Annotated in this window: 28 protein-coding genes and 1 tRNA gene; 5 read left to right on the top strand and 24 right to left on the bottom strand. The window is 45.0% G+C overall.

The window, feature by feature from the left end; genetic code table 11:
• Nucleotides 1–11: 11 nt before the first annotated feature.
• The 18 genes from nuoH to J3P40_RS03665 form a co-directional block, all read right to left on the bottom strand.
• Complete coding sequence (gene nuoH, locus J3P40_RS03750; RefSeq protein WP_256003095.1) at nt 12–1,049, bottom strand: NADH-quinone oxidoreductase subunit NuoH; 1,038 nt, start codon at nt 1,047–1,049, stop codon at nt 12–14.
• Nucleotides 1,049–2,053, bottom strand: coding sequence for an NADH-quinone oxidoreductase subunit G (locus J3P40_RS03745; protein WP_256003094.1), 1,005 nt, complete (start codon nt 2,051–2,053; stop codon nt 1,049–1,051). Before J3P40_RS03745 ends, nuoH begins: the two co-directional genes overlap by 1 nt.
• Before the next feature lie 4 nt (nt 2,054–2,057).
• A complete protein-coding gene (gene nuoF / locus J3P40_RS03740; protein WP_256003093.1) occupies nt 2,058–3,425 on the bottom strand; it encodes an NADH-quinone oxidoreductase subunit NuoF in 1,368 nt (455 codons plus the stop codon).
• Complete coding sequence (locus J3P40_RS03735; RefSeq protein WP_256003090.1) at nt 3,425–3,937, bottom strand: NADH-quinone oxidoreductase subunit NuoE family protein; 513 nt, start codon at nt 3,935–3,937, stop codon at nt 3,425–3,427. The genes nuoF and J3P40_RS03735 overlap by 1 nt, the downstream gene beginning before the upstream one ends.
• Nucleotides 3,930–5,141, bottom strand: coding sequence for an NADH-quinone oxidoreductase subunit D (locus J3P40_RS03730; protein WP_256003088.1), 1,212 nt, complete (start codon nt 5,139–5,141; stop codon nt 3,930–3,932). Before J3P40_RS03730 ends, J3P40_RS03735 begins: the two co-directional genes overlap by 8 nt.
• A 3-nt stretch (nt 5,142–5,144) precedes the next feature.
• Nucleotides 5,145–5,648, bottom strand: a complete 504-nt coding sequence (locus tag J3P40_RS03725) for an NADH-quinone oxidoreductase subunit C (protein WP_256003086.1) — start codon at nt 5,646–5,648, stop codon at nt 5,145–5,147.
• Complete coding sequence (locus J3P40_RS03720) at nt 5,648–6,190, bottom strand: NADH-quinone oxidoreductase subunit B (RefSeq protein WP_256003084.1); 543 nt, start codon at nt 6,188–6,190, stop codon at nt 5,648–5,650. The genes J3P40_RS03725 and J3P40_RS03720 overlap by 1 nt, the downstream gene beginning before the upstream one ends.
• A 104-nt stretch (nt 6,191–6,294) precedes the next feature.
• On the bottom strand, nt 6,295–6,666 hold the full coding sequence (locus J3P40_RS03715; protein ID WP_256003083.1) for an NADH-quinone oxidoreductase subunit A: 372 nt from the start codon (nt 6,664–6,666) through the stop codon (nt 6,295–6,297).
• Nucleotides 6,667–6,746: 80 nt separating this feature from the next.
• A complete protein-coding gene (locus J3P40_RS03710) occupies nt 6,747–8,465 on the bottom strand; it encodes a tetratricopeptide repeat protein (RefSeq protein ID WP_256003082.1) in 1,719 nt (572 codons plus the stop codon).
• A 107-nt stretch (nt 8,466–8,572) separates the two neighbouring features.
• A complete protein-coding gene (locus J3P40_RS03705) occupies nt 8,573–9,478 on the bottom strand; it encodes a substrate-binding domain-containing protein (RefSeq protein WP_256003081.1) in 906 nt (301 codons plus the stop codon).
• Nucleotides 9,475–9,702: a hypothetical protein gene (locus J3P40_RS03700; protein WP_256003080.1), complete on the bottom strand. Its 228-nt coding sequence runs from the start codon at nt 9,700–9,702 to the stop codon at nt 9,475–9,477. The genes J3P40_RS03705 and J3P40_RS03700 overlap by 4 nt, the downstream gene beginning before the upstream one ends.
• 1 nt (nt 9,703) lies before the next feature.
• A complete protein-coding gene (locus J3P40_RS03695; RefSeq protein WP_256003079.1) occupies nt 9,704–10,525 on the bottom strand; it encodes an energy transducer TonB in 822 nt (273 codons plus the stop codon).
• 22 nt (nt 10,526–10,547) lie between these two features.
• The gene (locus tag J3P40_RS03690; RefSeq protein ID WP_256003078.1) at nt 10,548–11,084 is read right to left on the bottom strand and encodes an ExbD/TolR family protein; all 537 of its coding nucleotides are present in this window, start codon (nt 11,082–11,084) and stop codon (nt 10,548–10,550) included.
• A gap of 8 nt (nt 11,085–11,092) precedes the next feature.
• Nucleotides 11,093–11,707 (bottom strand): ExbD/TolR family protein, encoded by a 615-nt coding sequence (locus tag J3P40_RS03685; protein ID WP_256003076.1) that lies wholly within the window; start codon nt 11,705–11,707, stop codon nt 11,093–11,095.
• Nucleotides 11,708–11,782: 75 nt separating this feature from the next.
• Nucleotides 11,783–12,625 carry a MotA/TolQ/ExbB proton channel family protein gene (locus J3P40_RS03680; RefSeq protein ID WP_256003073.1) on the bottom strand — a complete coding sequence of 281 codons (843 nt, stop codon included), beginning with the start codon at nt 12,623–12,625 and terminating at the stop codon, nt 11,783–11,785.
• Nucleotides 12,626–12,905: 280 nt separating this feature from the next.
• Nucleotides 12,906–14,507, bottom strand: a complete 1,602-nt coding sequence (gene pckA / locus J3P40_RS03675) for a phosphoenolpyruvate carboxykinase (ATP) (RefSeq protein ID WP_256003071.1) — start codon at nt 14,505–14,507, stop codon at nt 12,906–12,908.
• Between the two features lie 145 nt (nt 14,508–14,652).
• Nucleotides 14,653–15,000, bottom strand: a complete 348-nt coding sequence (locus tag J3P40_RS03670) for a translation initiation factor (RefSeq protein ID WP_256003068.1) — start codon at nt 14,998–15,000, stop codon at nt 14,653–14,655.
• 1 nt (nt 15,001) lies between these two features.
• On the bottom strand, nt 15,002–15,877 hold the full coding sequence (locus tag J3P40_RS03665; protein ID WP_256003065.1) for a diacylglycerol/lipid kinase family protein: 876 nt from the start codon (nt 15,875–15,877) through the stop codon (nt 15,002–15,004).
• Between the two features lie 218 nt (nt 15,878–16,095).
• On the opposite strand from J3P40_RS03665, the gene metK reads away from it, so the two are divergent.
• Together metK and J3P40_RS03655 are read left to right on the top strand one after the other, a co-directional pair.
• Nucleotides 16,096–17,346, top strand: coding sequence for a methionine adenosyltransferase (gene metK / locus J3P40_RS03660; RefSeq protein WP_256003064.1), 1,251 nt, complete (start codon nt 16,096–16,098; stop codon nt 17,344–17,346).
• Between the two features lie 114 nt (nt 17,347–17,460).
• Nucleotides 17,461–17,808: a hypothetical protein gene (locus tag J3P40_RS03655; protein ID WP_256003063.1), complete on the top strand. Its 348-nt coding sequence runs from the start codon at nt 17,461–17,463 to the stop codon at nt 17,806–17,808.
• A 74-nt stretch (nt 17,809–17,882) separates the two neighbouring features.
• Here the strand turns inward: J3P40_RS03655 and J3P40_RS03650 are convergent.
• The 3 genes from J3P40_RS03650 to J3P40_RS03640 form a co-directional block, all read right to left on the bottom strand.
• A tRNA-Asp gene (locus tag J3P40_RS03650) sits at nt 17,883–17,956 on the bottom strand.
• Nucleotides 17,957–18,037: 81 nt separating this feature from the next.
• A complete protein-coding gene (gene prfA, locus J3P40_RS03645) occupies nt 18,038–19,111 on the bottom strand; it encodes a peptide chain release factor 1 (RefSeq protein ID WP_256003061.1) in 1,074 nt (357 codons plus the stop codon).
• A 57-nt stretch (nt 19,112–19,168) separates the two neighbouring features.
• A complete protein-coding gene (locus J3P40_RS03640; protein ID WP_256003059.1) occupies nt 19,169–19,912 on the bottom strand; it encodes a UDP-2,3-diacylglucosamine diphosphatase in 744 nt (247 codons plus the stop codon).
• A 135-nt stretch (nt 19,913–20,047) separates the two neighbouring features.
• On the opposite strand from J3P40_RS03640, the gene J3P40_RS03635 reads away from it, so the two are divergent.
• Both J3P40_RS03635 and J3P40_RS03630 read left to right on the top strand, forming a co-directional pair.
• The gene (locus J3P40_RS03635; protein ID WP_256003056.1) at nt 20,048–21,058 is read left to right on the top strand and encodes an NAD(P)/FAD-dependent oxidoreductase; all 1,011 of its coding nucleotides are present in this window, start codon (nt 20,048–20,050) and stop codon (nt 21,056–21,058) included.
• A gap of 2 nt (nt 21,059–21,060) precedes the next feature.
• Nucleotides 21,061–21,390 carry a 2Fe-2S iron-sulfur cluster-binding protein gene (locus J3P40_RS03630; protein WP_256003053.1) on the top strand — a complete coding sequence of 110 codons (330 nt, stop codon included), beginning with the start codon at nt 21,061–21,063 and terminating at the stop codon, nt 21,388–21,390.
• A gap of 13 nt (nt 21,391–21,403) precedes the next feature.
• Here the strand turns inward: J3P40_RS03630 and J3P40_RS03625 are convergent, their stop codons facing one another.
• From J3P40_RS03625 to J3P40_RS03615, 3 genes are read right to left on the bottom strand one after another with little or no spacing between them, the layout of a single operon-like run.
• On the bottom strand, nt 21,404–23,107 hold the full coding sequence (locus J3P40_RS03625; RefSeq protein WP_256003050.1) for a S41 family peptidase: 1,704 nt from the start codon (nt 23,105–23,107) through the stop codon (nt 21,404–21,406).
• Nucleotides 23,108–23,157: 50 nt separating this feature from the next.
• Complete coding sequence (locus tag J3P40_RS03620) at nt 23,158–23,373, bottom strand: hypothetical protein (protein ID WP_256003048.1); 216 nt, start codon at nt 23,371–23,373, stop codon at nt 23,158–23,160.
• Nucleotides 23,374–23,414: 41 nt separating this feature from the next.
• The gene (locus J3P40_RS03615) at nt 23,415–24,626 is read right to left on the bottom strand and encodes an anhydro-N-acetylmuramic acid kinase (protein WP_256003047.1); all 1,212 of its coding nucleotides are present in this window, start codon (nt 24,624–24,626) and stop codon (nt 23,415–23,417) included.
• A 265-nt stretch (nt 24,627–24,891) separates the two neighbouring features.
• Here J3P40_RS03615 and nagB point away from each other — a divergent pair, with 265 nt between their 5' ends.
• A complete protein-coding gene (gene nagB, locus J3P40_RS03610; RefSeq protein WP_256003046.1) occupies nt 24,892–26,814 on the top strand; it encodes a glucosamine-6-phosphate deaminase in 1,923 nt (640 codons plus the stop codon).
• The last annotated feature ends 51 nt before the right edge of the window (nt 26,815–26,865 follow it).

The following is a 26,865-nucleotide window of genomic DNA, read 5'->3' as shown; positions in this document are numbered from 1 at the left end:
CGTTGCGGTGATTAAAACTTTTCAATTATTGCTATGACTATACCGGTAATGACAATGTTTGCGATAGCCAGTGGTATTAGTGCCTTCCAACCCAAATGCATTAACTGGTCGTACCGGAAACGCGGGATCGTCCATCTTACCCACATAAAGAAGAATATAAAGGCAAATATTTTTGCAAAGAAGACCAGCGTCCCGATCAAGGGACCTATAACCGGACCTGTTTGTGCTAAGACCCAATCCATCCCAGGATAGTTGTAACCTCCAAAATAAAGCGCGGCCATTACTGCAGACGAAACAAACATATTGATGTATTCAGCAAACAGGTAGAATCCAAGTTTCATAGAGGAATATTCTGTATGATATCCGCCGATTAGTTCCGTCTCGCATTCCGGGAGATCAAATGGTGCGCGATTGGTTTCAGCAAAAGCACAAACCATAAAAATCAGAAAGCCCATCGGTTGATAAAGGACATTCCAGCGCCAGCCATGTTGCTGCTCAACAATTTCTTTAAGACTCATGGTATTCGTAACGAGCAACAATGCGATAATGGACAGACCCATTGCAATCTCGTAGCTAATATTCTGAGATGCGGCTCTTATGGCGCTAAGTAACGAATACTTATTATTAGAAGCCCATCCGCCTATCATTACTCCGTATACTCCCAGTGAAACGACTCCGAAAATGTACAAAATCCCAACATTAATATCTGTCACCTGCAACGGTACGATTCGATCCCCAATGACAACTGTACTGCCCCAAGGTATTACAGCCGTTCCTATACATGCTGTAAGCATAGCCAGGCCGGGGCCCACCATAAACAACCATTTGTTTGCGTTGGAAGGAATAATTTCTTCTTTCATAAACATCTTCACTCCATCTGCTAATGGTTGAAGTATACCAAATGGCCCGGCTCTATCTGGACCTAACCTGTCCTGCAAAAACGCTGCTACTTTTCTCTCGGCATAGGTTGAATACATTGCGATAAGTAAGCTTATGGCAAATATGATTGTTATGAGGATAAATTTCTCAATGACAAAGGATAGTTCCATCAGAATTTGGTGGTTTTTTCTAGTTCTGCTTTATTCGACTGCTGAAGTTTAGGATTTTCCTGGATGACAGGCAGCGGCTTCAAGGTCTCGTAATGATTGGATGCAATTACCGAAGCATCACTGATATGGGTGGGATGCTCAATAACCCAATCGGAAGTGCTCTTCTTATCAAAGCGACAGGTGTTGCATATAAACTCTTCGACTTCACCATAAATGTCTTTACGGGCAGTGACACGCAAGACGTCGCTACCTTTGTACCACAGCGTAACTTTTCCAGTACAGGAGGGGCAGTCACGATGCGCATCCACTGGCTTTGTAAACCACACACGATTTCGAAATCTGAAGGTTTTGTCTGTGAGTGCTCCTACCGGACATACATCGATAACATTACCCGAAAAATCATTATCTACAGCGGTTTGAATATAAGTGGAGATTTCAGAATGGTCGCCCCTGTTTAAAATACCATGAACACGCTTATTGGTGATCTGATCAGCAGTAAATACGCATCGGTAACAAAGAATACATCTGTTCATATGCAGTTGTATCTTATCGCCTATGTCTATCCGCTCAAAGGTTCGCCGCTCAAACTCATAACGGGTTTTTTGCAATCCGTGTTCATAACCAAGATTTTGCAGATCGCACTCGCCGGCTTGATCGCATATCGGGCAGTCAAGCGGGTGATTGATCAGGAGGATTTCGACCACTCCGCTACGTGCCTCAAGTACTTCTGGAGAGGTGATATTCTGTACTTCCATGCCGTCCATCACTGTAGTACGGCACGAAGCCACAAGCTTTGGCATTGGTCTGGGATCTTTTTCTGATCCTTTGCTCACTTTCACGATGCAGGTACGACATTTACCGCCACTCCCTTCCAGTTTTGAATAGTAGCACATAGCTGGGGGGACAATGTCTCCCCCAATTTGACGAGCAGCGTTTAAAATTGTTGTTCCGGGTGCTACTTCTACTGATATCCCGTCTATGGTTACCTTAACTTTATCACTCATGTCGTTACCCTCCTGTACTAAGTTCTACTTTAGCAATAGGCTCGGCATAATTTGCTAAACCATAGTTGCCTTCCAAGCACTTAATTGGTTCCTTTACGTGCCATTCGAATTCATCTCGGAAATGCCTGATCGCACTAGCAACAGGCCAAGCTGCTGCGTCTCCAAGCGGGCATATCGTATTACCTTCTATCTTTTTTGAAACATCTACTAATAAGTCTATGTCACTCATCTTTCCATGCCCATATTCAAGCCTGTGCAATACTTTTTCCATCCAACCGGTGCCCTCCCGGCATGGAGAACACTGCCCGCAACTTTCGTGATGATAGAACCTTGAAAAATTCCATGTATTTCGTACAATACATTGATCTTCGTCGAACGCAATAAAACCTCCGGAACCCAACATAGTTCCTGTGGCGAATCCACCCTCAGCAAGCGACTCATAGCTCATAAGCCTTGGCTCACCATTCGCAAGCTTCAAAGTTAGATTGGCAGGAAGAATAGGTACTGAAGACCCACCAGCCACTGTAGCCTTCAATCTTTTCCCGTTAGCAATACCACCGCAGTATTCGTCGGAATAAATAAATTCCTCGACCGGTAAACCAAGCTCGATCTCATAAACCCCCGGGCGTACGAGATTCCCTGATGCCGAAATAAGTTTGGTGCCGGTGCTCCGTCCAATCCCAATCTTGGCATACTCCTCTCCACCGTCATTAATGATCGGAACAGTAGCAGCGATAGATTCAACGTTGTTAACCACTGTGGGACATCCGTAAAGCCCGGCAATAGCGGGAAAGGGCGGCTTAATCCGAGGATTTCCACGTTTGCCTTCCAATGACTCAAGCAGGGCTGTCTCCTCTCCGCATATGTACGCTCCACCTCCTGGCTGAACATATAACTCCAGGTTAAATCCTGAACCCAGAATATTCTGGCCTAAAAAGCCCGCGTCTTTTGCTTCTGCAATTGCTCTTTCCAATATTCTAATCTGGGGCATCATTTCACCACGAACATAAATATATGAAGTGTTTGCACCCAGGGCGAAACTTGATACGATCATTCCCTCAATTAAGGCATGAGGAATATGAGTCATAAGATACCTGTCTTTAAACGTCCCCGGTTCTGATTCGTCTGCGTTGCAAACCAAGTAACGTGGGACACCTTCTGGCTTGGCTAAAAAACTCCATTTCATTCCAGTAGGAAACCCGGCACCACCACGGCCTCGCAGCCCCGATTTTTTCACCTCTTCTACAACCTCATCTGGTGTGAGCGTTTTTAAAGCCTTCTCCACCGCACGATAACCACCCTTTTGACGATAAACATCAAAAGTGTTTATACCGGGCACGTTTATATGTTCTAAAAGTAGTTTCCGGGCCATTATCTTTTGCGTAAGTCTTCTAACAATTCGTTTACCTTTTGTTCATCAAGGTTTTCATAAAATGTATATTCAGGACCGATTTGCAATACCGGCCCATAGCCACAGGCAGCAAGGCATTCCACTCCGCGCCAGCTGAACATCCCATCAGAGGTAACCTCACCTTCTTTAACACCGAGCTCCTGCTCAAGATGATTCATAATTTTCTCCGCACCAACAAGACAACATGGGCCTGTTCGGCAAACTTCTAACATATATTTGCCCTGGGGTTTAAGGAAATACATCGTATAAAAAGATGCCACTTCATAGACCTCAATTGGCTGGATCGATAATCGGCTTGCCACTTTATCCATTGCGCTTACGCTTAACCAACCAAGTTCTGCCTGTACTTCATGAAGCATAGGCAATAAGGCTGACTTTTGCCTGCCTTCAGGGTAACGACTTAAAATTTCATCAAACTTTGAGAGCAAAGCAGATGAAAACTCTACAGGGTGTTGTTCGTCTATTCTAAGCATCTAATTCTCCAGCAATAATATTCATACTACTCATGTTGATTATCGCGTCAGACAAAAGCATTCCTTTGCTCATAGGTGCAAACATTTGATAATTTATAAAACTAGGTCGTCTGAAATGCAAGCGATAGGGTGTTCTCCCCCCGTCGTTGATTAGATAAAAGCCTACCTCACCATTTCCACCTTCTACAGCGTGATAAACTTCGGCTTTAGGGGCGTCAATTTCACCCATAACTATCTTGAAATGATAAATCAAGGCCTCCATATTATTATAAACTTCTTCCTTTGCTGGAAGATAAAAGTCTGGAACGTCAGCATGAAAAATTCCGGCGGGCTCACGCTTAATTTTTTCCATAGCTTGTTGAATAAGTTTAACACTCTGCCACATTTCCTCATTACGTACCAGATAACGGTCATAAATGTCTCCCGAGGTACCTACAGGCACTTCAAAATCGAACTCGTCGTAGGACGAGTAAGGCTCACTCACACGCAGATCATAATCAACACCGGTTGCACGCAACAATGGTCCGGTCCAACTGTAATCGAGCGCTTGCTCCTGTGTGACAGCGGCAACTTTTGCTGTACGATCAATAAAAATTCGATTCCGATTTAAAAGGCCCTCAAATTCACGAAGCGCTTCAGGAAATTCTTTGAGAAACTTATTGATCTTTGCAAAGGCTATCTCGTTGAAATCACGTTCAAACCCGCCGATACGGCCAATATTGGTCGTTAGACGCGCACCGCAAATTTCTTCATATATCTCATAGATATGCTCTCTGAATTGAAACAAATATAGGAAAGTGGTTGTAGCGCCGGTATCTTGTGCTATGATTGTATTACAAATGATATGATCGGAAATCCGGGCTAACTCCATAATTATAATCCGGAGATAATCAACTCGCTTTGGGGTTTTGATGTTGAGTAACTTTTCCACGGTCATGTGCCAACCCATGTTATTGATCGGCGACGAACAATAATTTAACCTATCTGTAAGGGGTGTGATTTGATAAAACGGCCGGTGCTCTGCTATCTTTTCAAATGCGCGATGTATATAGCCAATTGTCGATACCCCGCTGACGATACGCTCGCCATCGAGTTGAATAACATTCTGAAATACACCATGTGTAGCCGGATGCGTTGGGCCGAGATTCAGTGTTACCAGCTCATTTTGCGGGTCGTTGTCTGTATATACTGGTTGATTATTCATAACCTATCTTCCGAAATATTCGTCCTTTTTATCAACTCTGTTAGGATCCTCCAAAGGGTATTGTTTCAACATCGGGTGGACACCAAGATCGTCCATATTTAAAATTCTTCTCAAATCAGGATGACCAGTGAATACGACGCCGAACAAATCGTAAGTCTCACGCTCCATCCAATTTGCTCCATTCCATAATACAGTAGCAGACGGAATCTCCGGGCATGCTGCATCAAGAGCAACTTTAACCCTAACTCGCATACGCTTCTTCATGCTGCATAAATGATACACAACGACAAGTGCTTTGGATTTTTCCGGATAATGCACCGCCGTTATGTCTGTAAGGAACGAGAAATCTACTAAAGAATTCTGCTTCAAAAAGCTAAGCACACTAATGATATTTTTTGAGGATGTTTCAAATGTCAAAAGTCCATAAGGCTCAGAAAATCCGGAAACTTCGTCTTTAAATCTGCCAGCTAGGAACTCTACGATTGCGTGATTCGTAATCTCTGTCATTATTCTATACCGTATGATGCCAACATTTCCTTATACTGACCCGAATTCCTCCGTCTAAGCGATTCATTTTTAACCAAATCCTGTATTTTCCCAAAGCCATCTAGAATTGCCTCAGGCCTCGGGGGGCATCCAGGGACATAAACATCAACCGGAATGATCTCGTCTATGCCTTGTAGGACGGAGTAGGTATCGAATATACCACCACTAGAGGCACAAGCACCAACAGCCATTACCCAGCGCGGCTCTGCCATTTGCAGATAGACCTGCTTTAATACCGGAGCCATTTTCTTTGCTATTGTGCCCATGACCATAAGCAAGTCAGCCTGACGTGGCGAAAAACTCAACCGTTCTGACCCGAAACGACCAAAATCATAATGAGATCCCATAGTCGCCATAAATTCTATTCCGCAACAAGACGTAGCAAATGGCAGAGGCCATAAAGAATGAGATCTGGCCAGACCAATCACCTTATCCAAAGACGTAGCAAAAAAACCAGACCCTTCGATCCCAGGAGGCGCTCCTACGATATTAATATCACTCATGCTAAAACAAAAAAGGTTCGTTCTAACATAGAACGAACCACAAATTTACAATTTTTTGGAAGCAAATGAATTAGCCTAAATCATTTAGAAACGATCTAAATAATTTAATTCCAATCCAAAACCTTCTTTTTTAACACGTATATGAAGCCAAGCAGAAGCGTACCCATGAAGATGAACATTTCAATTAATCCACTCATCCCAAGTGCCCTGAAGTTGACAGCCCAAGGATACATAAAGATTACCTCGACATCAAATAGCACGAATAAAATGGCCACTAGAAAATACTTAATAGAAAACGGCTGGCGTGCATTACCTACCACCTTCACGCCGGCTTCAAAAGTCGACAGTTTGTCTGTGGTCTTACGCTTGGGTCCAAGCAAGTGCGTGGCGATTAGAGTTACAACAACGAAGCCTAAGGCCACAACGACTTGAAATATGATTGGAAGGAAGTCGACAGGTGTACTTTGTGTTCCCATAATGTTTATTAATGATGCCAAAAATAACCAAAAAAGGCAGGATAACAACCTGCCTTTCCGATTTGTGCTTTTTTTAATATTTATTTACGCTTAGCCGGCGCCTTTGGAGCAGGCGCAGTCAAGGACTTTAACCCTTCAGCCGCTGTCGCATTCTGCGGATCGATTGCTAATGTTTTATCCCAAAACAGCTTCGCTTTCTCCTTATCGTTTTTATAAGATGCAAACCCAGCTATTTGGTTATAGGCTTCTACCATTTGTCTCTTAGCAGCATCAGTCTGCTTGTCAGGATGCGCTTCCAAAGAATCAACATATTGCTGATAATATGGTAATTTCAGGCCTTGAGGATCAGTATCGCTATCCAGAAGATTGTTAACCCTACCTCTCCATAGATACGCATCATACGTTGAAGGCGACAGTTTCGCTAATTTTGAAAGCGACGAATCGGCCTTGACCAGTATATCCTTAGATGGGTTAGTATTGGCTCTGTATCCTGCAGCGTAATGAAAATATGACGCAAGCGCATGATAGAAATAATTGTAAAGAGATCCCTGACCATTTGGATTTAATGTATTAACTAGATCGTAAGTCGAGATAGCCTTCTCATAATTTTTAGCATCATAGAAAGACTTTGCTATATCGGCCAGTGCGGTTACCTTAGTCGAGTCCATTTGTACAGCCTTCACGATGTTTTTTACTCCGAGACTGTCCTGCTGATTTTGCAACTGAGATTGACCCAAATACAAATAGTCGTCAGAAATGATCCTGGATGTATCTTTCACTTTAGCAAAGAAATCATTCATATACTGCAGACTGTTTGCATAGTCTTTGTTCTCGTAGGCAGAATAGCCTCTCATTCTAAGTACGATAAGACTTTTCGGGTCGTTCTGGTTAACGCTGGCTAACTCGTTGGACACATCTGCCAAGGTTTTGAAATCCCTGGCATAGAAGAGAAACTGAGCATAACGCAATTTAGATTCAAATGATTCATCAGTTAAATCAAGATATTTCTTATAATTGGTTAGAGCCTCTGCTGCCCTCGCCTGAAAATTCTGGGGTTCCTGGTTAGCCCATTGCATATACAGCTCCGCGATCTCCCGATATGCCGGGCCATAGTTAGGATCTGCCTGAATTACGTTTTTCAACTCAAGCTCCGCATCAGAAAACGCGCGGGACTCCTTATACATCCTGCCGATTTGAACGGTTGATCTATACAAAGCGGGGTTGATACTCAGTGCACGCATATAAGCCTGCAATGCTTCCGAATTCTTCCTTTGCAAAGCATAGAAATCGCCTAGCGCAACGAAAGTCTCAGGATCTTTATCCTTATCATCTAACTCATCTGCCTTTTGTAAATTGGGTAACGCAGCCTCAAAGTCCGGTTTGTCAATATCTAAATACGCTTTGCCTATGTAAAGATAAGGCGTATAGTCCTTCTTCGAAGCTACTTCGATTGCCTTGTCAAAATTGGTTTTTGCAGATGCCCCATTGTTGGATGCTAAGTCAGCATGTCCCATTCCAATATAGTTCAGAGGATTTTTTGGATCAGCTGCAATTCCTTGTGTAAACGCAGCCCTTGCAGAATCGATATAATCTCTCTGCAGGTAAACGTCACCTAGATAATAATAATTCTCACCTTTCTTTCCCTGTGATCCTACCAATGCTTTCAACATAGTTGTCGCTTTTTGGTACTGTTCGGCATCTATCGCCTTTTTAGCGTCATCTAAACTTTGCGCAAAAGAGGCAGAACCCATCACTAATAAACCCACACTTAAGGTTATCGCTTTCTTTTTCATTTTCATTGGTTCCTATTTAATTTTAGTTCGTATGTGCCTGCTTAGCGGCGTATCATTATCGCAATTTAAAAAAGAGCAACCAGATCGCGCTCTTAATACTTCAAATATAAAATTTAGTTTGTATTCTTCAAGTTAAATTCTCGGGGAACCATTTTATGTGGTCCCAAGCCAGCCCTCAACACAATAAGCTGACCACGCTGACTCACAAGCCAATTTGCGAATCCCGCGCCAAGCCCGTTTTTTCCTTCCGCGTCTATCACATAGACGTTACGAAGAAAAGGGTAAACCCCACTAATCAAATTCGTTTGTATCGGCTTATAAAAAGCATCATCGCCGACTTTCCCTTGCATGTTCTTTACACCCATCATCTTCACCTTCGCAATGAAATCAGACATTTCTGGATTATCGCCAATAAGCCAGTTCACACCAACCACCCCTATGTAGTTCTTGTTATCTGCAATATACTTAATAACGTCATTGTTGTCCTTTAAAGTATATACACCCTCTTTTGGAATATCATTTACGCCAGAAAGCTCTTTGAAATATCTGAGAGTACTGGAATAAGCATTATCGAATACCAGATTTTTTCCCGAATTCGAGGTCCCTTTAAATATCCTAATGACTTCCTCAACAGTAATATTACTATCAACATCACCCGACTGGGTGATTAAAGCGATGCCATCAATGGCAAATCTGGACACTTTCGGAACTACGCCCTTTTTCTTGTAAACCGCCTCTTCGTCAGTTCGCAACATCCGAGACAGAATAAGCACCCGTGCAGTATCGTTCAAAAAAGCCGGAATAATCTTTTGCTCATTCTCGGACCTAACAATAAAATGAGCGTCTTTATAATCGCTTGTAAAGACTTCGATCTGATCCGAAATGATTGAAGAAAATGACTCGTCGACAAGGATTTTAACAGTGCCGGATGTTCTCGTCTGTTCATTAGAACCAGACTTTTCCGCGTTGGTGCACGAAACAAATACAATAGCTGCCAGTATAATATTTAGATATCTCATTCGGGTTCCTCTTGCTTTAAAACACGGGTCAGCCTGATAGCCGCGTAGACGATTAACAGACAGCCAAAAATAATTCGATATTTTCTTTCGATGGTCACTGGCATGTCGCTCCATGCAATCAGAATAACACCCAAAGCAAGGTAAACTAAAAACATGGCCAGCCCTAAAATAGACAGAAATCGCTGTTGAGGCGATTTCTGTCTAAACCCATTTAAATTAAACATGCTATTGCGACAATGTAAAACTAATCGGGATATTGAATTTAACACGCACCTTTTTACCGTTCTGTACTCCTGGTATCCATCTAGGGCTCGCTTTAAGTACGCGGATCGCCTCTTCATCCGTGCCGCCACCTAATTTTCTTTCTACCTTAATATCTGTCAAGGAACCGTCTTTCTCAACTACGAAAGACAAATAAACCTTACCTTGGATATTATTCTCCTGGGCCATAGTCGGATAACGAACAGCCTTCTGGACATAAGCGTAGAACTTTTCCATCCCTCCAGGGAAACTTGGTTGAGATTCCAAACTCACGAAATCGTAAACTTTCGTATCCTCAACTACCGCTGCCTGCTTAGGCCCGTCGCCAGCTACCGTGGCGATAACTATATCGGCATCAGGATCTCCGGCAATTGTCTTTTGCCCCGGATCGGCTTTTTTCAAGTCCTCAATTTCAACCGGCTCCTCATCCCGAACCAACTCATCCGGCTTAACGATTGGAGGAGGGAACTTCACCTGATCCTGCTTAGGGGGAGGAGGTTGCGGTGGTGGAGGAGGTGGAGTTTCCGGATTTACCGGTGGAGGCGGCTGAACAACAACCTCAACCTGTTTAACAACTTCTTCTTCGGGAGGAGGCCCTTCAAAAAGTTGAATAATCTTTGGGGATAAAAACACCAACACAAATGCAGTTGATGCAAACAGCAATGATCTTGTTGTATTTGAAGCACTCTGCTGACGAAGTTCGTAAGCACCGTAGCTTTTGTTCTTATTTGCAAATACAACATCAAGCCAATCCCGCTTTAATAAATCTATTTTTGAACCAAACATAGCTTAATATTTTTGTTTATCGTTATTTTAATATCCCGCCCTGCCTCATAAAAGCTTTCTCATTGTCCAGGATATTTACATCGTCAATCGCTGGAGCGGTCGTGATTCCTGCAATATTCAACTCGTCCATGATGTCAACAAAATTCTTGTATGTTGCTCCTTCTGTTGGTTTGACTACAATTACTATTTTCCGGCCGGTAGTTTTAAGCACGTTTTCCTTATTCTTAAGGATCGACATTCTGACTTCAGCAAAGCTCTCAATTACAGGCTGCGCATCCTTTGCTTCACCCATATACCAAGCCACTTTATTTTTCTCGCCAAGCAGTATGGTCATAGTTTGAGAGGCGCGAAGCTCATTTCTTACATCGTTATCCTCTTGGTCAGGCTTCGCGATATCCATCGCAATTGGTTTCGACAGTGAGGTGGTTAACATAAAGAACGTAATCAAAAGGAACGCAAGATCCACCATCGCGGTTAAATCCACTTTGGTACTGGCTTTCTTACTCCTTACTTTACCGCCCTTTTTGCCACCTCCACTGGAGGTATCTAATTCTGCCATATTATTTGTTATTTTCCGCCTTCGGCCGAAGTAATTAAACTAAATTTGTTAATTTTTTGATCCTGAAGAATATCGACAATCTTCTTAACAGTGGGATATTCTTCCTCGGCGTCACCTTTTATACTGATCCGAAGAGGTTCATTGTGCAGTTCCGCCACCGCGTGACGGTTTTGCATAATCCATTCTGCGAGCTGGTTATTCGTCGAATCGGCCGGTATTCCCTTACTTTGCTTTGCAAACTCCTCTCGCTGCTCAGCGTTCATCGCGATGAACTGTTTCATACTCTCGATTGGCACTCCGAAAGACCCCAATACAGCAAAACGCTTTCTCTCTTCAGGAGTGAACTGTATACTGTATTGTTTACCCATCCTGTCCAAAGTAGCCACTTTGATGTCCTGACCTACAATCTCATAAAACACCTTTCCTTTACCGATCGACAAAATGCCAATATCTGTATCAGGAACCTTAATCTTATAGGTTGAGCTCGGTATTCGGATATCCAAAGGATCCGGCTGGCGTGCAGTTGCTGTTAATATAAAGAAAGTAAGTAGTAAGAAAGATACATCACACATTGCGGTCATATCTATCGAAGTACTCTTTCTTTGAACCTTTGCTCTTGGCATAACTTAAAAATTACTTATTTTCTTACTAATGATGCTAACTCATCCGGTTTTCCATAAAGCCGGTAAAAAAATATCTTATTTATGCGTACTAGCGTAAGTTTGGATAATGCTGAAGCCCGCCTCATCAATTGCGTATGTTAATTTGTCAATTTTTGATGTCAGGATGTTGTACATAATAATTGCAAAAGTGGACGTTCCGATACCAGTTGCAGTGTTTATCAACGCTTCAGAAATACCAGTTGCCAACGCAGCCTGATCCGGAGCCCCAGAGTTTGCCAAGCCGCCGAAGGCCTTGATCATACCTGTAACCGTACCCAAAAGACCTGTTAACGTACCAACAGAAACCAACGTTGCAATAACCGTAAGGTTCTGCTCAAGCATTGGCATCTCTAAAGTTGTAGCTTCTTCAATATCTTTTTGGATTGCGAGACATTTTTGCTCAGTATCCATATTCGGTTCAACCTCCATTTCCCGGTATTTTTTCAGACCCGACTTAATTACGTTCGCTACAGAACCCTGTTGCTTATCACATTCAGCTATCGCTGCCTCAATATTATTTGAATTCAATAGCGCTTGGATTTTTTTAACGAAAGAGTCCAGACCACTCTTTCCGGTTGCTTTACCAATTACAATCATCCGCTCTATAGAAAATACAATCACCATCAGGAACATTCCCAATAAAATAGGTACAATAAACCCTCCTTTGTAAGCCATACCCATATAGTTACCTGGTAAAGGAAGAGTCTCATGCAAGTCAGGGTCTGCGCCATTTATGAAATTCCCTCTATCTCCAAAAATAAACTTGTAAACACAAATTCCGATAATGATACAAATTGGAATGGTTAGTGTTGCAAATAAATTTGACGCTGAAGAAGAGCCTTCTTTTTTTGCTGTTGTTGGTTTTGGTGCGTTTGCCATTTTTTTAGTTTTTAGTTTTTAGTACTTGTTGTTTTAAATTTTAGATTATTATTTCGGTATACTCACAACGGTGATTACAGATAAATGTTGCAAAAACAAATTTATAACTTTGATTTAAATTCCAAATTAAATAATCATCAGCTGTTACGTCTCTTCGCTGCCTCTTTAATACGTGCTCGTATCCTCTATAATTAAAAAAGATTGCCTCGTTTCTGAGACAATCTTTCACAATTAAAAATAAAAAAAAAATGAAATGCAAATTTTTGATTAAAAAAAAGCTTTAAACAGTATTTTCAACCAGTTTTGGTAGCGCATCCAGGATATCAGATGCAGCATGCTCTTCGAATTGCTTAAAGTTTTCCATGAAAGCATTTCGGAGTTCTTTAGCTTTCAAATCGTAAGACTGAGTGTTGGGCCAGGAATTTCTCGGATTAAGCAAACTATCTGGTACTCCGGGACAACGCAAAGGAATTTTTAAGCCAAAATATGGGTCTAACTCGTAAAGAACTTTATTCAATGCGCCCGATAAAGCCGCATTAATCATCGCCCTGGTATAAGAAAGTTTGATTCTTTTACCTGTTCCGTACGCACCTCCACTCCATCCGGTATTTACAAGCCAAATATTCACGCTACTATCGCTGAGCTTTTTACCCAATAGGTTAGCGTATTCAGCCGGATGCAGAGGAAGAAAAGCCTTTCCAAAGCATGCTGAAAAAGTTGCCTGCGGCTCGGTAACGCCTGCCTCTGTACCTGCAATCTTCGCCGTATAACCTGACATAAAATGAAACATTGCTTGGGATGAACTAAGTTTGGAGATAGGAGGAAGTATCCCAAAGGCGTCTGCCGTCAGAAAAAATATGTTCTCAGGCGCCGATCCAACTGAGGGGATCACCGCGTTATTAATAAAATCAATTGGATAAGCGACCCTGGTATTCTCGGTCTTCGAAATGTCTGAAAAATTAACTGTTCTTGTGTTGGAAAAGCACTTGACGTTCTCTAAGAGCGAGCCAAACCTGACTGCATGAAAAATCTCCGGTTCCTTCTCAGCACTTAAGTCCGCACACTTTGCATAACAGCCGCCTTCAAAATTAAATACAGCATTCTCATGCCATCCATGTTCATCGTCGCCGATGAGGCGGCGTTCTGGGTCGGCTGACAGGGTAGTCTTACCGGTGCCTGAGAGTCCGAAGAATATCGCCGTGTCTCCAGCTCGCCCTATGTTAGCAGAACAATGCATGGGTAAAACGTTATGGCTCGGAAGTGTAAAGTTTAAAACCGAGAAGACTGCCTTTTTGATCTCTCCGGTATATCCTGTACCTCCAATCAAAATTACTTTACGGCTAAAGTTAATGATTGAAAAGTTCTCCTGTCTGGTGTCATCAATCTGAGGGTTAGCTTTAAAGCTCGGGGCAGCAATAATTGTCCACTGCGGAATAGAAAATTCTTCCTCGGATTCAGATCTTAAGAACAGATTATTAACGAAAAGGCTTTGATACGCAGTTTCTGTTATTACCCTCAAGCTCGTTTGATGGTTGCTATCGGAACCGACGTAAGCATCTCTTACGTAGAACCTGTTCTGATTGAGATACTCAATCATTTTGGCAAAAAGTTGATTAAACTTGTCAGCACTATAAGGGATGTTAATATCTCCCCACCACACTTTATTCTCCGTGACAGCGTCTGTAACGATGAATCTGTCCTTTGGCGACCGCCCTGTAAACTCGCCGGTATCTATCGCAAGCGCCCCCGAATCCGTGAGAAATCCTTCCGCATTTAGAATTGCTTCCTCAATTAACCTCGGGACGCATAGTTGATACAAAGCATTCTCCGTCTTCAGTTGCAGATAGCTTAAATCAAGCTTAGGCATATGCTCTTTGCTCATAATAAGATAATAAGTTAGTTCGCCAAAGTTATATACATTCCAGGCTAACAACCACCGTTTCCAGCGAAAAAATTTACTTATTGTACCTTATACACACATCAATACATTCAATTCATTTTCAGTTTTCGGAAATAAATCTGAGCATTTATCCGCCCGCTTTTTTTGCGTTGTAACCTTCCTTAATAAGTAGCGACAAGACTTTCTCCCGGAAGTCTCCCTGGATGAAAATTTCTCCATACTTAACACCGCCCCCTACGCCGCACTTTACTTTAAGCATCTTCGATAACAATTCTAAATCCGCCCCTGAACCTCTGAAACCGGTAACTAGAGTTACGGCTTTTCCGCTACGGTTTTTTTTGTCGAGCATAACCTTAAGGATTTGCTGACCGTTCGGTATTTTAGCCGGCAACTCTTCCTCATGATTAAATTCAAAATCGGGATTGGTAGAGTACATAATTCCACCAAGTTCTGAGTGTCCTTTTTTCTTTGACATGCTAGGCGATAATTTTTAATGCTTGAGGAAGGACAGAGATATGAACATCCTTTCCCATTAAATAAGGCTCGCCATCAATATGAACGAAGCCGTCACTTTCCCGAAGGATGTTAATCTCTTTTCCTCGGATTATCTCCACCAGACCAAACCTATCTGTTTGCCGAAGAAGCATCTGGTAAGCGAGAAGGGGTAACTTGTATAACGGAAATTCCTTTATAACACATAAGTCTAAAATGCCGTCCGTAACAGAGGCATCAGGAGCAATATGAGCGTTATTACCATATTGAGAAGAGTTTGCGACACTGATCGCGAACGCCCTTCGGCTATAGTTTTTACTATCTACCGAAAAGCAATATTTTTCGGCCCTGTAATTTATCATTTCACTAAAGCCAAGTTTCAGGTAGCCTCTCAGACCCCGCAACTTCTGCTTAGCGAAAACGGCGCTGATGTGAGCATCAAAGCCAGCCCCGGCCATATTAAAAAAATATTTGTCCCCTATTTTTCCGGCATCAATTGCTTTAATATTCCGTTCATTTAGAACTTGGACGGCCCTACTCGACGACATAGGGATCTTCAGGTATCTTGACAATCCGTTACCCGACCCAAAAGGGATAATACCTAAAACTTTGTTCCGCTTAATTACTTCGCTAGCCACTTCATTGACCGTACCATCACCGCCAACAGCCACAATTACGTCGAATTCTGAAGCATCAATTGCTCCAGCCAATTCTGAAGCATGGCCTTCGTATTCAGTGAACACATACCTAGCGTTGAACTTGTTCTGGTCAAGACACGATTCGATCATAGAAGGAAGGTTTTTTTTTGTTTTCCCACCAGAAATTGGATTAATTATAAAAAGTACGTCTGACCTTCCCAAAGCTATAATATTGACCCGCAAAATAATCGATAATTTTTGACTATTTAAATATATGTCTTAATTTAGCACTCCAAAGTGGACTGATTTGCGATGCCCATACGGCAGGATTGCAACCACGTAAAAAAAAGTGCTAATCAATCATACACTTCATTTACAGCCCGTCCGGGATCTCCCTCCATTTTGCAGTAAGTTAAACTTAAAATAAATTAATATTTAGCATGTCTTATTTATTTACATCTGAATCAGTTTCTGAAGGTCACCCCGATAAAATAGCCGACCAGATTTCTGATGCGCTTATCGACAATTTCCTTGCGTTCGATGCAGAGTCTAAGGTTGCCTGTGAGACGCTTGTAACTACCGGCCAGGTAATTTTGGCGGGAGAAGTAAAATCACAAACCTATCTTGACGTTCAACAGATTGCACGCGATGTAATCAGGAAAATCGGCTACACCAAGAGCGAATATATGTTCGAGGCTAATTCCTGCGGTATTCTTTCCGCTATACACGAACAATCTCAAGACATCAATCAGGGTGTTGACAGAAGCAGCAAAGAAGAACAAGGAGCTGGCGACCAGGGTATGATGTTCGGCTATGCAACCAATGAGACTGAAGATTTCATGCCGCTTGCGCTTGATCTGTCTCATAAACTGCTGCAGGAACTAGCAGCCTTACGTAGGGAAAACAAAGAGATTACCTATCTGCGCCCGGACGCAAAATCGCAAGTTACCTTAGAATACGACGATAACAACAAGCCTGTTCGCATCGACGCGATCGTTATTTCCACACAGCACGACGATTTCGATGAAGAAGGGGCTATGCTTACCAAAATAAAAAACGACCTGGTCAACATCCTTATACCCAGAATCATTGCCAAGTACCCGCAGTACGCCCACCTGTTCAACGACAAGATAGCCTATCACATCAACCCTACCGGCAAATTCGTTATCGGCGGACCGCATGGTGATACCGGCCTTACCGGCCGTAAGATCATCGTGGATACCTACGGAGGAAAGGGCGCTCACGGCGGTGGCGCATTTTCGGGAAAAGATCCAAGTAAAGTAGACAGAAGCGCAGCTTATGCTACGCGCCACATTGCCAAAAACCTGGTCGCTGCCGGAGTAGCGGAAGAAGTACTCGTACAGGTGAGCTACGCTATCGGGGTTGCCAAACCAATGGGTATTTATATCAATACCTATGGCACATCGAAGGTAAATAAAACCGACGGCGAGATTGCCCGGATCGTTGAAGGTCTGTTCGACATGCGCCCATACTTCATTGAGCAGCGTTTGAAACTTCGCAATCCGATATACAGCGAAACGGCAGCGTACGGACATATGGGCCGCCGTCCAGAAACTATTAGCAAGACTTTCAGGAGCCCTAGCGGAGAAGAAAAAACTGTCACAGTAGAGCTGTTCACCTGGGAAAAGTTAGACTTCGTAGATCAGGTCAAATCAGCATTCGCCTTATAGCAACACCCATTGCCTGCATTATATTAAAGGCTTTCCTTTGGAAAGCCTTTTCTGTTTTAGCGCACATAAAACTTATTGCCATATGGGTTGTTTTATTAGAAAAACCAATCTATTATGGAACGTCCTGTAGAAATGAACACACTTAGCCAGATACTAGAAAAACTAAGGCTAAAAGGTCTCGACAATGAAATTAAGATGACCGATCACGGTAAGATGCAAGGCGTCGGCCTCAACAAGATTTATAACCCCGACGATCTGACTATCATAAAAACCTATCGCTTCGAAGGCGATTCAGATCCTGGAGACAACTCTGTACTGTATATCCTCGAAGATAAAGACGGGCAGGTTGGATACATCCTGGACGCTTACGGCATGTACAGCTCACAAGAGAATGCCGGGTTTGACGACTTTCTGAAGAAGATTCCGACTGCCGACCGGGACATGCAGGAACTGCTATCCTAAACCCTTAAAAATCCGGATCACAACTAATCAAGATCGATTTAAACACAAAAAGCACTCAATTGAGTGCTTTTTTGCGGTCTGGACGGGACTCGAACCCGCGACCTCCGCCGTGACAGGGCGGCATTCTAACCAGCTGAACTACCAGACCTTTTTCCCTTTCGTTTCGGGAATGCAAATATAGCTCGTTTATTTAACTTTGCAACAATTATTTCAAAATAATTGTAACCCATTAATTTACAGCACCCTCTTTTAGCTTCTCGGCATTCTCTGCAAACTGCAGCGCATCAATCAACTCCTGAATACCCCCATCCATTACACCATTCAAATTATACAGTGTAAGTCCGATACGGTGATCCGTAACCCTGCCCTGAGGATAATTATAGGTTCTGATCTTAGCCGAACGGTCGCCCGTAGAAACCATCGTTTTACGCTTAGCAGCGATATCTCCAGTCTTCTTCTGCAACTCAATGTCGTACAATTTACTGCGCAGCATTTCCATCGCGATGATCCGATTGCCCAGCTGCGAGCGTTCTTTCTGGCAAACAACCACAATACCCGAAGGCTTGTGTGTCAACTGTACTTTTGTCTCAACCTTGTTCACGTTCTGACCACCCGCACCGCCGGAGCGTGATGTCTGCAGTTCAATGTCGGCCGGATTAATAAACAAATCTATCTCTTCCGCCTCCGGCAAAACCGCAACAGAAGCTGCAGAAGTGTGTACTCGTCCTTGCGTCTCCGTATCCGGAACACGCTGCACGCGGTGCACGCCAGACTCATACTTAAGCTGTCCGTACACATCCTCACCACTAACTTTCAGGATTACCTCCTTATAGCCTCCTGCCGTACCTTCCGTAACATCAATCGTCTCAACCTTCCAGCCCCTTTGCTCAAAGAACCGGGTATACATACGGTATAAGTCGCCAGCAAACAAAGCCGCCTCATCACCGCCGGTACCGCCCCTGATCTCAAACATAGCATTCTTGGCATCTTCAGGATCCTTTGGGATCAGCATCAGCCGCACACGCTCTTCCATCTCCTCCTGCTGCGCCAGCAAAAGTTCCAGCTCTTCCTTGGCCATCTCGCGCATCTCAGGATCCTTCTCAGCGGTCAGAATTTCCCGGTTGGCTTCAATATTACTAATGATATTCTTGTAGACCTTATACTCCTCTACAACCTTGGTCAGATCTTTATATTCCTTATTTAAAGCTGCAAAGCGTTTCATATCCTGCATGGTATCAGGATTACTCAACTGTTCCTCCACATCTTCCCAGCGCAACTTTATCGCTTCTAATTTATCTAGCATGACAACCTATTATTTCGGGCAGCAAAAATACGGCTTTTTAGATTAACCTCATTAAAACTAGCCATTAAAATACCTCAAACGCACTTCCTTTCCATCAAACACAGCGTAAGAATATGATTTCAACCATTCTCCGGTATTAATATACCTCGAACCATTGCCCAGATCAATATCAAGCGGAAGGTGGCGGTGACCAAAAATAAAGTAATCGTAATGCGAATCAGTCAACCGCTCTTTTGCATATACCGCCAGCCATTCGTTGTCGACCCCCTGAAAAACTTCTTCAGCCCGGCTTGCGGCGCGACTATGGTTGGCCCATGCGGTTGCTATACCTATGCCGATTCTCGGCGGCAACAGCCCGAAAAGCCACTGGCAGAGCGGATTCCGAAAGATCTTTCTAAGGAATTTATACTTGCCGTCGCCGGGGCCCAAACCGTCACCATGATGTAAAAAGAGCCGTTTGCCGCCACGCTCAATCACCAGCTCATCGCTCACAATCTCCACACCCATTTCCCTGGTAAAATAATCCCGCACCCACATATCATGATTCCCTTTAAAAAAGTAAATCCTTATCCCTGCATCGGCCATGAAAGCCAGCTTTCCTTGCAAGCGGATAAAACCCTTCGGGACAACTTTGCGGTACTCAAACCAGAAATCGAACACATCACCCATCAGGAACAGTTCCGAACACGATGGTGTAATCTCATCCAGCCAGCGTACAATGCGGTCCTCCCGTTCACGGCTTGCCGCGAAATCCGGTGAGCCCAGGTGAAAATCGGAAGCGAAATAGATGTTTTTGTCCATGCGTAATGCACAAATATAAATTAATATTGCAAGCCCGGCGTTCCAAAATAAATTCTAGGGAATTTGTAGATAATCTAAAATAGAATCGTTATTAATAGCAAAAGTTTGTAAATTCGCCACAAATTTAAAGATACCATGATTTCTACTGATATAGCCATAATTGGTGCCGGACCTGTAGGTTTATTTGCGATATTTGAAGCAGGGCTTTTAAAAATGCGTTGTCATTTAATCGATTACCTCCCGCAGGTAGGCGGCCAGCTTTCAGAAATTTACCCAAAAAAACCCATCTACGACATTCCAGGCTATCCAACAGTACTTGCTCAGGAACTTATCGACAACCTGATGGAGCAGGCGAAACCTTTCCACCCGGGCTTCACGCTGGGTGAGCGGATCGAGGGACTGGAAAAACGCGGCGAACAGGATTTCGTGCTCACCACAAACATGGGTACCGTCATTGAGGCGAAAGTAGTGGTCATTGCCGGGGGACTAGGCTGCTTCGAGCCGCGCAAACCTGCAGTAGCTAATCTGGAGAACTTTGAAAACGGAAGAGGCGTTAATTATATGATCCTGGATCCGGAGCAGTACCGCGGACAAAAAATGGTGATTGCAGGCGGTGGTGACTCGGCGCTTGACTGGACCATATTTCTGGCCGACGTTGTAGAAGAGCTTACCCTGGTACACCGGAGCGAAAGCTTCAGGGGCGCGCCAGATTCTGTAAACAAAGTCATGGCGCTTGCCGAAAGCGGAAAAATCAACCTTATCCTTAACAGTAACCTCAACGCGGTGAATGGCAGCGGTCGACTGGAAAGTGTGGAGATCATTCATAACAAATCGCTCGAAACCACCACAGTAGAAGCAGACCACCTCATTCCCTTGTTTGGACTTAGTCCGAAACTTGGTCCGATTGAACAGTGGAACCTCAATATCAGCAAAAGCGCAATAGAGGTCAACGTAGACGATTACTCTACAAACATACCGGGCATCTATGCTATTGGCGACATCAATACCTACACAAACAAGCTCAAACTTATCCTCTGCGGTTTCCACGAAGCTGCGCTGATGAGCCACAGTGCATACCAGTACATGAATCCTGGTGTTAAATATACCATGAAGTACACTACAGTAAACGGCGTATCAGAATTCTAAGCATGCAAGACAACAACATCACCGTCCACGTTCAAAACCCGGATGGCAGCCGCACTGCCCTCGAAGCTCCTGTAGATATGGGACTTAGCCTGATGGAATTCTTAAAAGCCTGCGAATACGATATCCTTGCTACCTGCGGCGGCATGGCACTTTGCGCAACATGCTGTGTAGACGTACTGGAAGGCGAAGAAAAACTCAACGACATGTCGGACGATGAGTACGCCATGCTGGATACCCTGCCCGATCTTTTACCCAACTCCAGATTAGCCTGTCAATTGCAGCTCAATCCGGCTATGGACGGACTGGTAGTTAAACTTCATCACGCCGAATAGCGCAATTCAAAACTTAGTCCGTCAGCTCCGCTGAAGCGATGGCTTTAGCGGGACTGCCTATATTCTTGTAAGCGCCGTCACCCTTAAGGATAGCGAGCATCTTTGCTGAATCTTTTAGAAGCAGGTTGGCCTGGGCCAACTCTTTATCGTACTGGAAAGCCTGAACAACCTTACCCTTTTCGTAGTAATAGCGGCTGGCAATCTGCGTTTCCAGAATCCGTATGATCTCCGCCTTATGCGTCATGAGCTCCGTTTTCCTGGCCACCAGCATCTTCGCTTTCAGATCATCAAGCGACGATTTAACGGCGGCCAGCTTATTCTCCTTTTCCGCCTCATCACGCAGATCGACCAACAATCGCTCCGTTTTCGAGGTATACGAATAATCCTTATCCTCAAGCGAAGTCATAAACTCCGTATAGTCCGCATCCGTCAGCCGAAACTCGGCCGCAGGCGCAATCGCTTTATGCTTTAGCTTGTAAGCATTCACGTAGTCAAAAAACAGGCTCTTACTTAATATCGATGTGGTAATGGGACTCAGTTTAGAAGCGTTCACCACCACGTCGGGATAGATACCGTTGCCATCATATACCGTTCTTCCAGCCCGGGTGTTAAATTTGGACAACAGCGAATCCGCAAAACGGTGCGTCGATCCGTCCGCATCCCTATGGGCATAGTCGACCGCCTGAATGCACCTGCCCGAAGGCGTAAAATATTTGGCCACAGTTACCTTCACCAGACTGTTGTACGGCAGGTTAAACGTCTGCTGAACCAGGCCCTTCCCATAGCTCCGCTGGCCTACAATAATGGCGCGGTCCAGATCCTGCAGCGCCCCGGCAACGATCTCCGATGCAGAAGCAGAATTTGGGCCGATCAACACAACCAGCGGCATCTGTGCAAAAAGCGGGTCAGACAACGTATTGTATGCAAACGTCTTTTGCGGATTACGCCCTTTCTGGGTCACAACCAGCACGCCTTTACCGACAAACAGGTTGACGATCTTGACCGCCTCCTGCAATATACCTCCCCCGTTATACCTCAGGTCGAGCACCATACCCTTAGGCTGCTGGCGGCTAAGCTCCACAGCCGCCTCCTTCACCTCCTTTGCCGAATTCTCCAGAAACTTGTCGAGCCGTATATAAGCCACATTATCGGCTATCATGCCTGCGTAGGCTACATTAGGCTGTTTGATCTCATCGCGCACCACCGTTTTGTTTAACACAGCGCCATTTCTGATGATCAGCAGCTCGACCGGAGCACCTTTGGGTCCACGCAAAAGCTGACTGACCTGAGCCCTGTCCTTTCCCTTCACGTCACTATTGCTGATCTTCAGCAGTTGGTCGCCAGGCAGCAAGCCCTGTTTATCGGCGGGGTAACCTTCCATAACCTCATTGATAAACAGCTTGCCCTCAATAAAAAGCGTACTGGCACCAATGCCCCCGTACTGCGTGCTCACATATTTCAGCTTATAATCTTCAATCTCCGATTCGGGCACATACTCCGTATACGGGTCGAGGTCCTCCAGCATAGCATCTATGCCGGTCTTCATCAAATCTGAGGGATTGGTCTCGTCAACATAATTGATATTGATCTCCTTGTACAGCGCAGCAAAAACATCGAGATTTTTAGAAACCTGGAAAAGGTCCTCTTTAAACGACCAGCTGCCAACCGAAAAGGCGACCAGCGCAATAACCGCAGCTATCTTGTATTGTTTCTTCATCACACCTCCTAATTGCAATACAAAATAGCAATTTATTGCAGAAGATGCAATTACAATCTGTTTCCGTCCGGATCGGACAAGGCTTTCCTGATCGTAAACTCAATATACGTACGGTCTCTTTTTACAAGATCCATCAGCTGCTCAACCAGCTGATCCTCCTGTCCGGGAACAAAAACCAGGTCAGCGTTTGCCAGCTCGCGGTATTTACGTAAAAACTTTATTTTCACCTTTTGCCAGGACTCGGAGGTAAGTGTAAAATCTGCCATAGCACAAAAATAGAAAATTTATCGTAACCCGCACCGACATCCTAACAAGGGAAACTTATTTTGCCCATCGATACGGCAGGTATGCCGATCGCGGCCGAAAAGTCCTGCCCGTGGCCCACAAGTGTCTCATTGGCCAGCAAGGCAAACAGCGCAGCCTCCTTAGCATCGGGATCAAAACCAAGATCCTTTGTCGTGAAGAAATCACAACCCGGCAGCAAGGCGCGCAACTGACTCACCAAAAGCGGATTGTGCATACCGCCCCCACTCATATAAATGGCCCGCCTGGGCTCACCGCCTGCCAGATCAATTTGCGAAAGACAGCGTTCCACAGCGGCCGCGATTGCCCGCGCAGTAAAGGCCGATAAAGTCGCCATCACATCCTCATCGCTTAACTGCAGTGTAACTGAACCTTCCATAGCCTTTCTGAGCAGATCCAGATTAAACAGCTCCGGCCCCGTCGTTTTCGGGAAACCGACCGCTAAAAACGGCGTGCGCATCAGTTCCCCGAGCAGACTTTCACTTACCTTGCCCCGACTAGCTACCGCTGCGTCGCGGTCGAACGCCACACCATAATGCTGCTGCATAAACTGGTCCATCAGCGTGTTGCCCGGTCCTACGTCGGTAGAAAACATAGGCTTCCCTGCGTCACCTGGCAAAAAAGTAAAGTTGGCAATACCGCCTATGTTGAGCATAAACCTCACTTCACCCGGCTCTGAAAACAGCAGATAATCGCCATAAACCGCAAGCGGTGCGCCCTCGCCACCGGCGGCCACATGCTTCTGCCTGAAATCACTGATCGTGATGATTCCCGTGCGGACCGCAATGTGATCGCCGTCGCCAATCTGCAAGGTCGCGTCGGGATACTCCTCGAGCCCATGCAGCGAGGCGGGCGCATGAAAGATCGTCTGACCGTGACTGGCTATTACATCGACCTGACCGACTTCGATGCCCCAAAGTCTGAGCGTATCCAGAATCATCCCGGCATGTGTAATTGCAATCTTTTCGTTCATTAGTGCAACCATCTGGAGGTCGACCGCCCTTTTCGAAAAAACCTGCTTTATTTCGGCCTTCAGTTCATCTGCATACGCTATGGTTGTAAACCGTTCAAGCTGCAGGGTGGTCGACAGTCCCGATCCGATTATGCGGCACAGCGCAATATCGAGGCCATCGAGCGAGGTACCCGACATCAGCCCGATAATGAGTCGCCCCGGCTTGTTTACAATCTCAAAAATTTTGGTCCAGTTGCGGTTCATCCAGTGGTATCTTTTTTAAGCGCAAAGTATTACTGCCATTGAACCAAAGATACGACATTCTACTTTGCTGGACCGTAAGAAGATGCTACCTGGTGTCCACAAAATCTGGGATTAGTCCGGGTTTTGTTCGGGAATAGTCCACAAAAGCTACCCTTTTTGCGAACAAGCCCCGGACTAATCCCGAAGAAATGTTGGACGAGTCATGTTGCGATTGCGGCCACATAGACTTATATTTACTGCTCCGTACACTTCTTAATATAATTAAATGGCACGATTAAACCTCCTGGAAGAGACGCGCTTCGAAAAACTACCCGTTTCTGTATTTGATACTCCCCAATCTGCATCATTGCACGTTGCAAAACGCATCGCCGGGTTGATTAAGCGAAAGCAACAGCTGAATGAACAAGCAGTGCTTGGGCTGGCAACAGGCGCAACGCCTGTCGGCGTATATGCCGAGCTGATCAGAATGCATAAGGAGGAAGGCTTGAGCTTCAGGAACGTTACTACGTTTAATCTGGACGAATACTACCCGATGCAGCCGAATGCGGCACAGAGCTATGTTTCGTTTATGAACGAGCAACTGTTTGACCATATTGATATCGACAAGCAGAACGTGCACATTCCTGACGGCACATTGGACCTGGAAAATATACCGGCTTTTTGTCTGGATTACGAGCGAAAGATCACCGAGGCCGGGGGACTTGATATACAAGTGTTGGGAATAGGTCGTACGGGCCATATCGGTTTTAACGAGCCGGGCTCTGCACCCAATTCTGGTACGCGGCTGGTAACGCTCGACGACCTGACGCGCCGGGATGCGGCGCGCGATTTTGGAGGCAAGTCTTTTGTTCCTACCAAGGCGATAACCATGGGAATAGGCACCATTTTTAAGGCCCGGGAGATCATTCTGATGGCCTGGAACAAGAAAAAAGCGCCAATCATTAAAAAGGCGGTGGAGGGCGAAATCTCGAGTGAAGTGCCGGCGACCTACCTGCAACTGTCGGAGCATGTAGAGTTTATTCTGGATCAGGATGCTGCTTCTATGCTGACGCGTTTTGATACGCCATGGCTGGTGAAAGACTGTGTATGGGACGAGAAACTGACCCGTAAGGCAGTTATCTGGCTGGCCAATCATATTGGCAAGCCTGTTTTAAAGCTTACGGAAGATGATTATAACAATAACGGTATGGCCCAGCTGGCGGTCGACCGCGGCCCGGTGTATAACATCAACATCGACATTTTTAATAAACTGCAGCATACCATTACTGGCTGGCCGGGCGGCAAGCCAAATGCCGACGATTCGCAGCGTCCGGAGCGGGCCATGCCGGCCAAGAAACGTTCCATTATCTTCTCGCCGCATCCGGATGACGATGTGATCTCGATGGGCGGAACGTTTATCAGGCTGGTCGACCAGGGTCATGATGTGCACGTAGCCTATCAGACTTCGGGCAATACGGCGGTGTGGGACGATGATGTGCTTCGCTTTGTGGAGTTTAACATCGACTTCTCCGAAAAGATGGGCCATGAGCAGCCTGAACTGAAAAGGGTGTATCAGGATATGCGGGCATTTATGGAACGCAAACGGCCGAACCAGGTCGACACCCCAGAAATTCAGACGGTTAAGGGTCTGATCAGGAAGGGTGAGGCCATCGCCGGCGCGCGGTATTGCGGTCTGGACGATGATCATATTCATTTTATGGCCCTGCCCTTTTATGAAAGCGGCAAGAGTCATAAAAACCCGGTTACCGACCTCGACGTGGAGCTTACAATGAAGCTGCTGCAGCAGGTAAAACCGCATCAGGTATTCGCGGCGGGCGATTTTGAGGATCCGCACGGCACGCATATCGTTTGTTTCAATATTATTCTGCGTGCCTTGAGGCGTTTGGCAGAAACGGAAGATTGGGTAAACGATTGCTGGCTCTGGATGTACCGTGGCGCATGGCAGGAGTTTGAAACCCACGAGATTGAAATGGCCGTACCGCTTAGTCCGCAGGAAGTTGAACGGAAAAAGTTTGCCATCTTTAAGCATCAGTCACAAAAAGACAAGGCGGTATTCCCTGGCGATGATGCGCGGGAGTTCTGGAAACGCGCCGAAGATCGCAATCGCGAGACGGCGCAGGCTTATGACAACCTCGGACTGGCCGACTATGAGGCTATGGAGGCGTTTGTGCGTTTCCCTTTTTTATAGTCGCCGGAAAGGTGCTCTAATAAGCGGATATCACCTTGATTGGTAATTCTC

It is taken from the genome of Pedobacter deserti, assembly GCF_024436415.1.
Lineage (GTDB): Bacteria > Bacteroidota > Bacteroidia > Sphingobacteriales > Sphingobacteriaceae > Pedobacter > Pedobacter faecalis.
The sequence above is the reverse complement of the archived record's forward strand: the minus strand, read 5'-3'. Positions and strand labels throughout refer to the sequence as shown.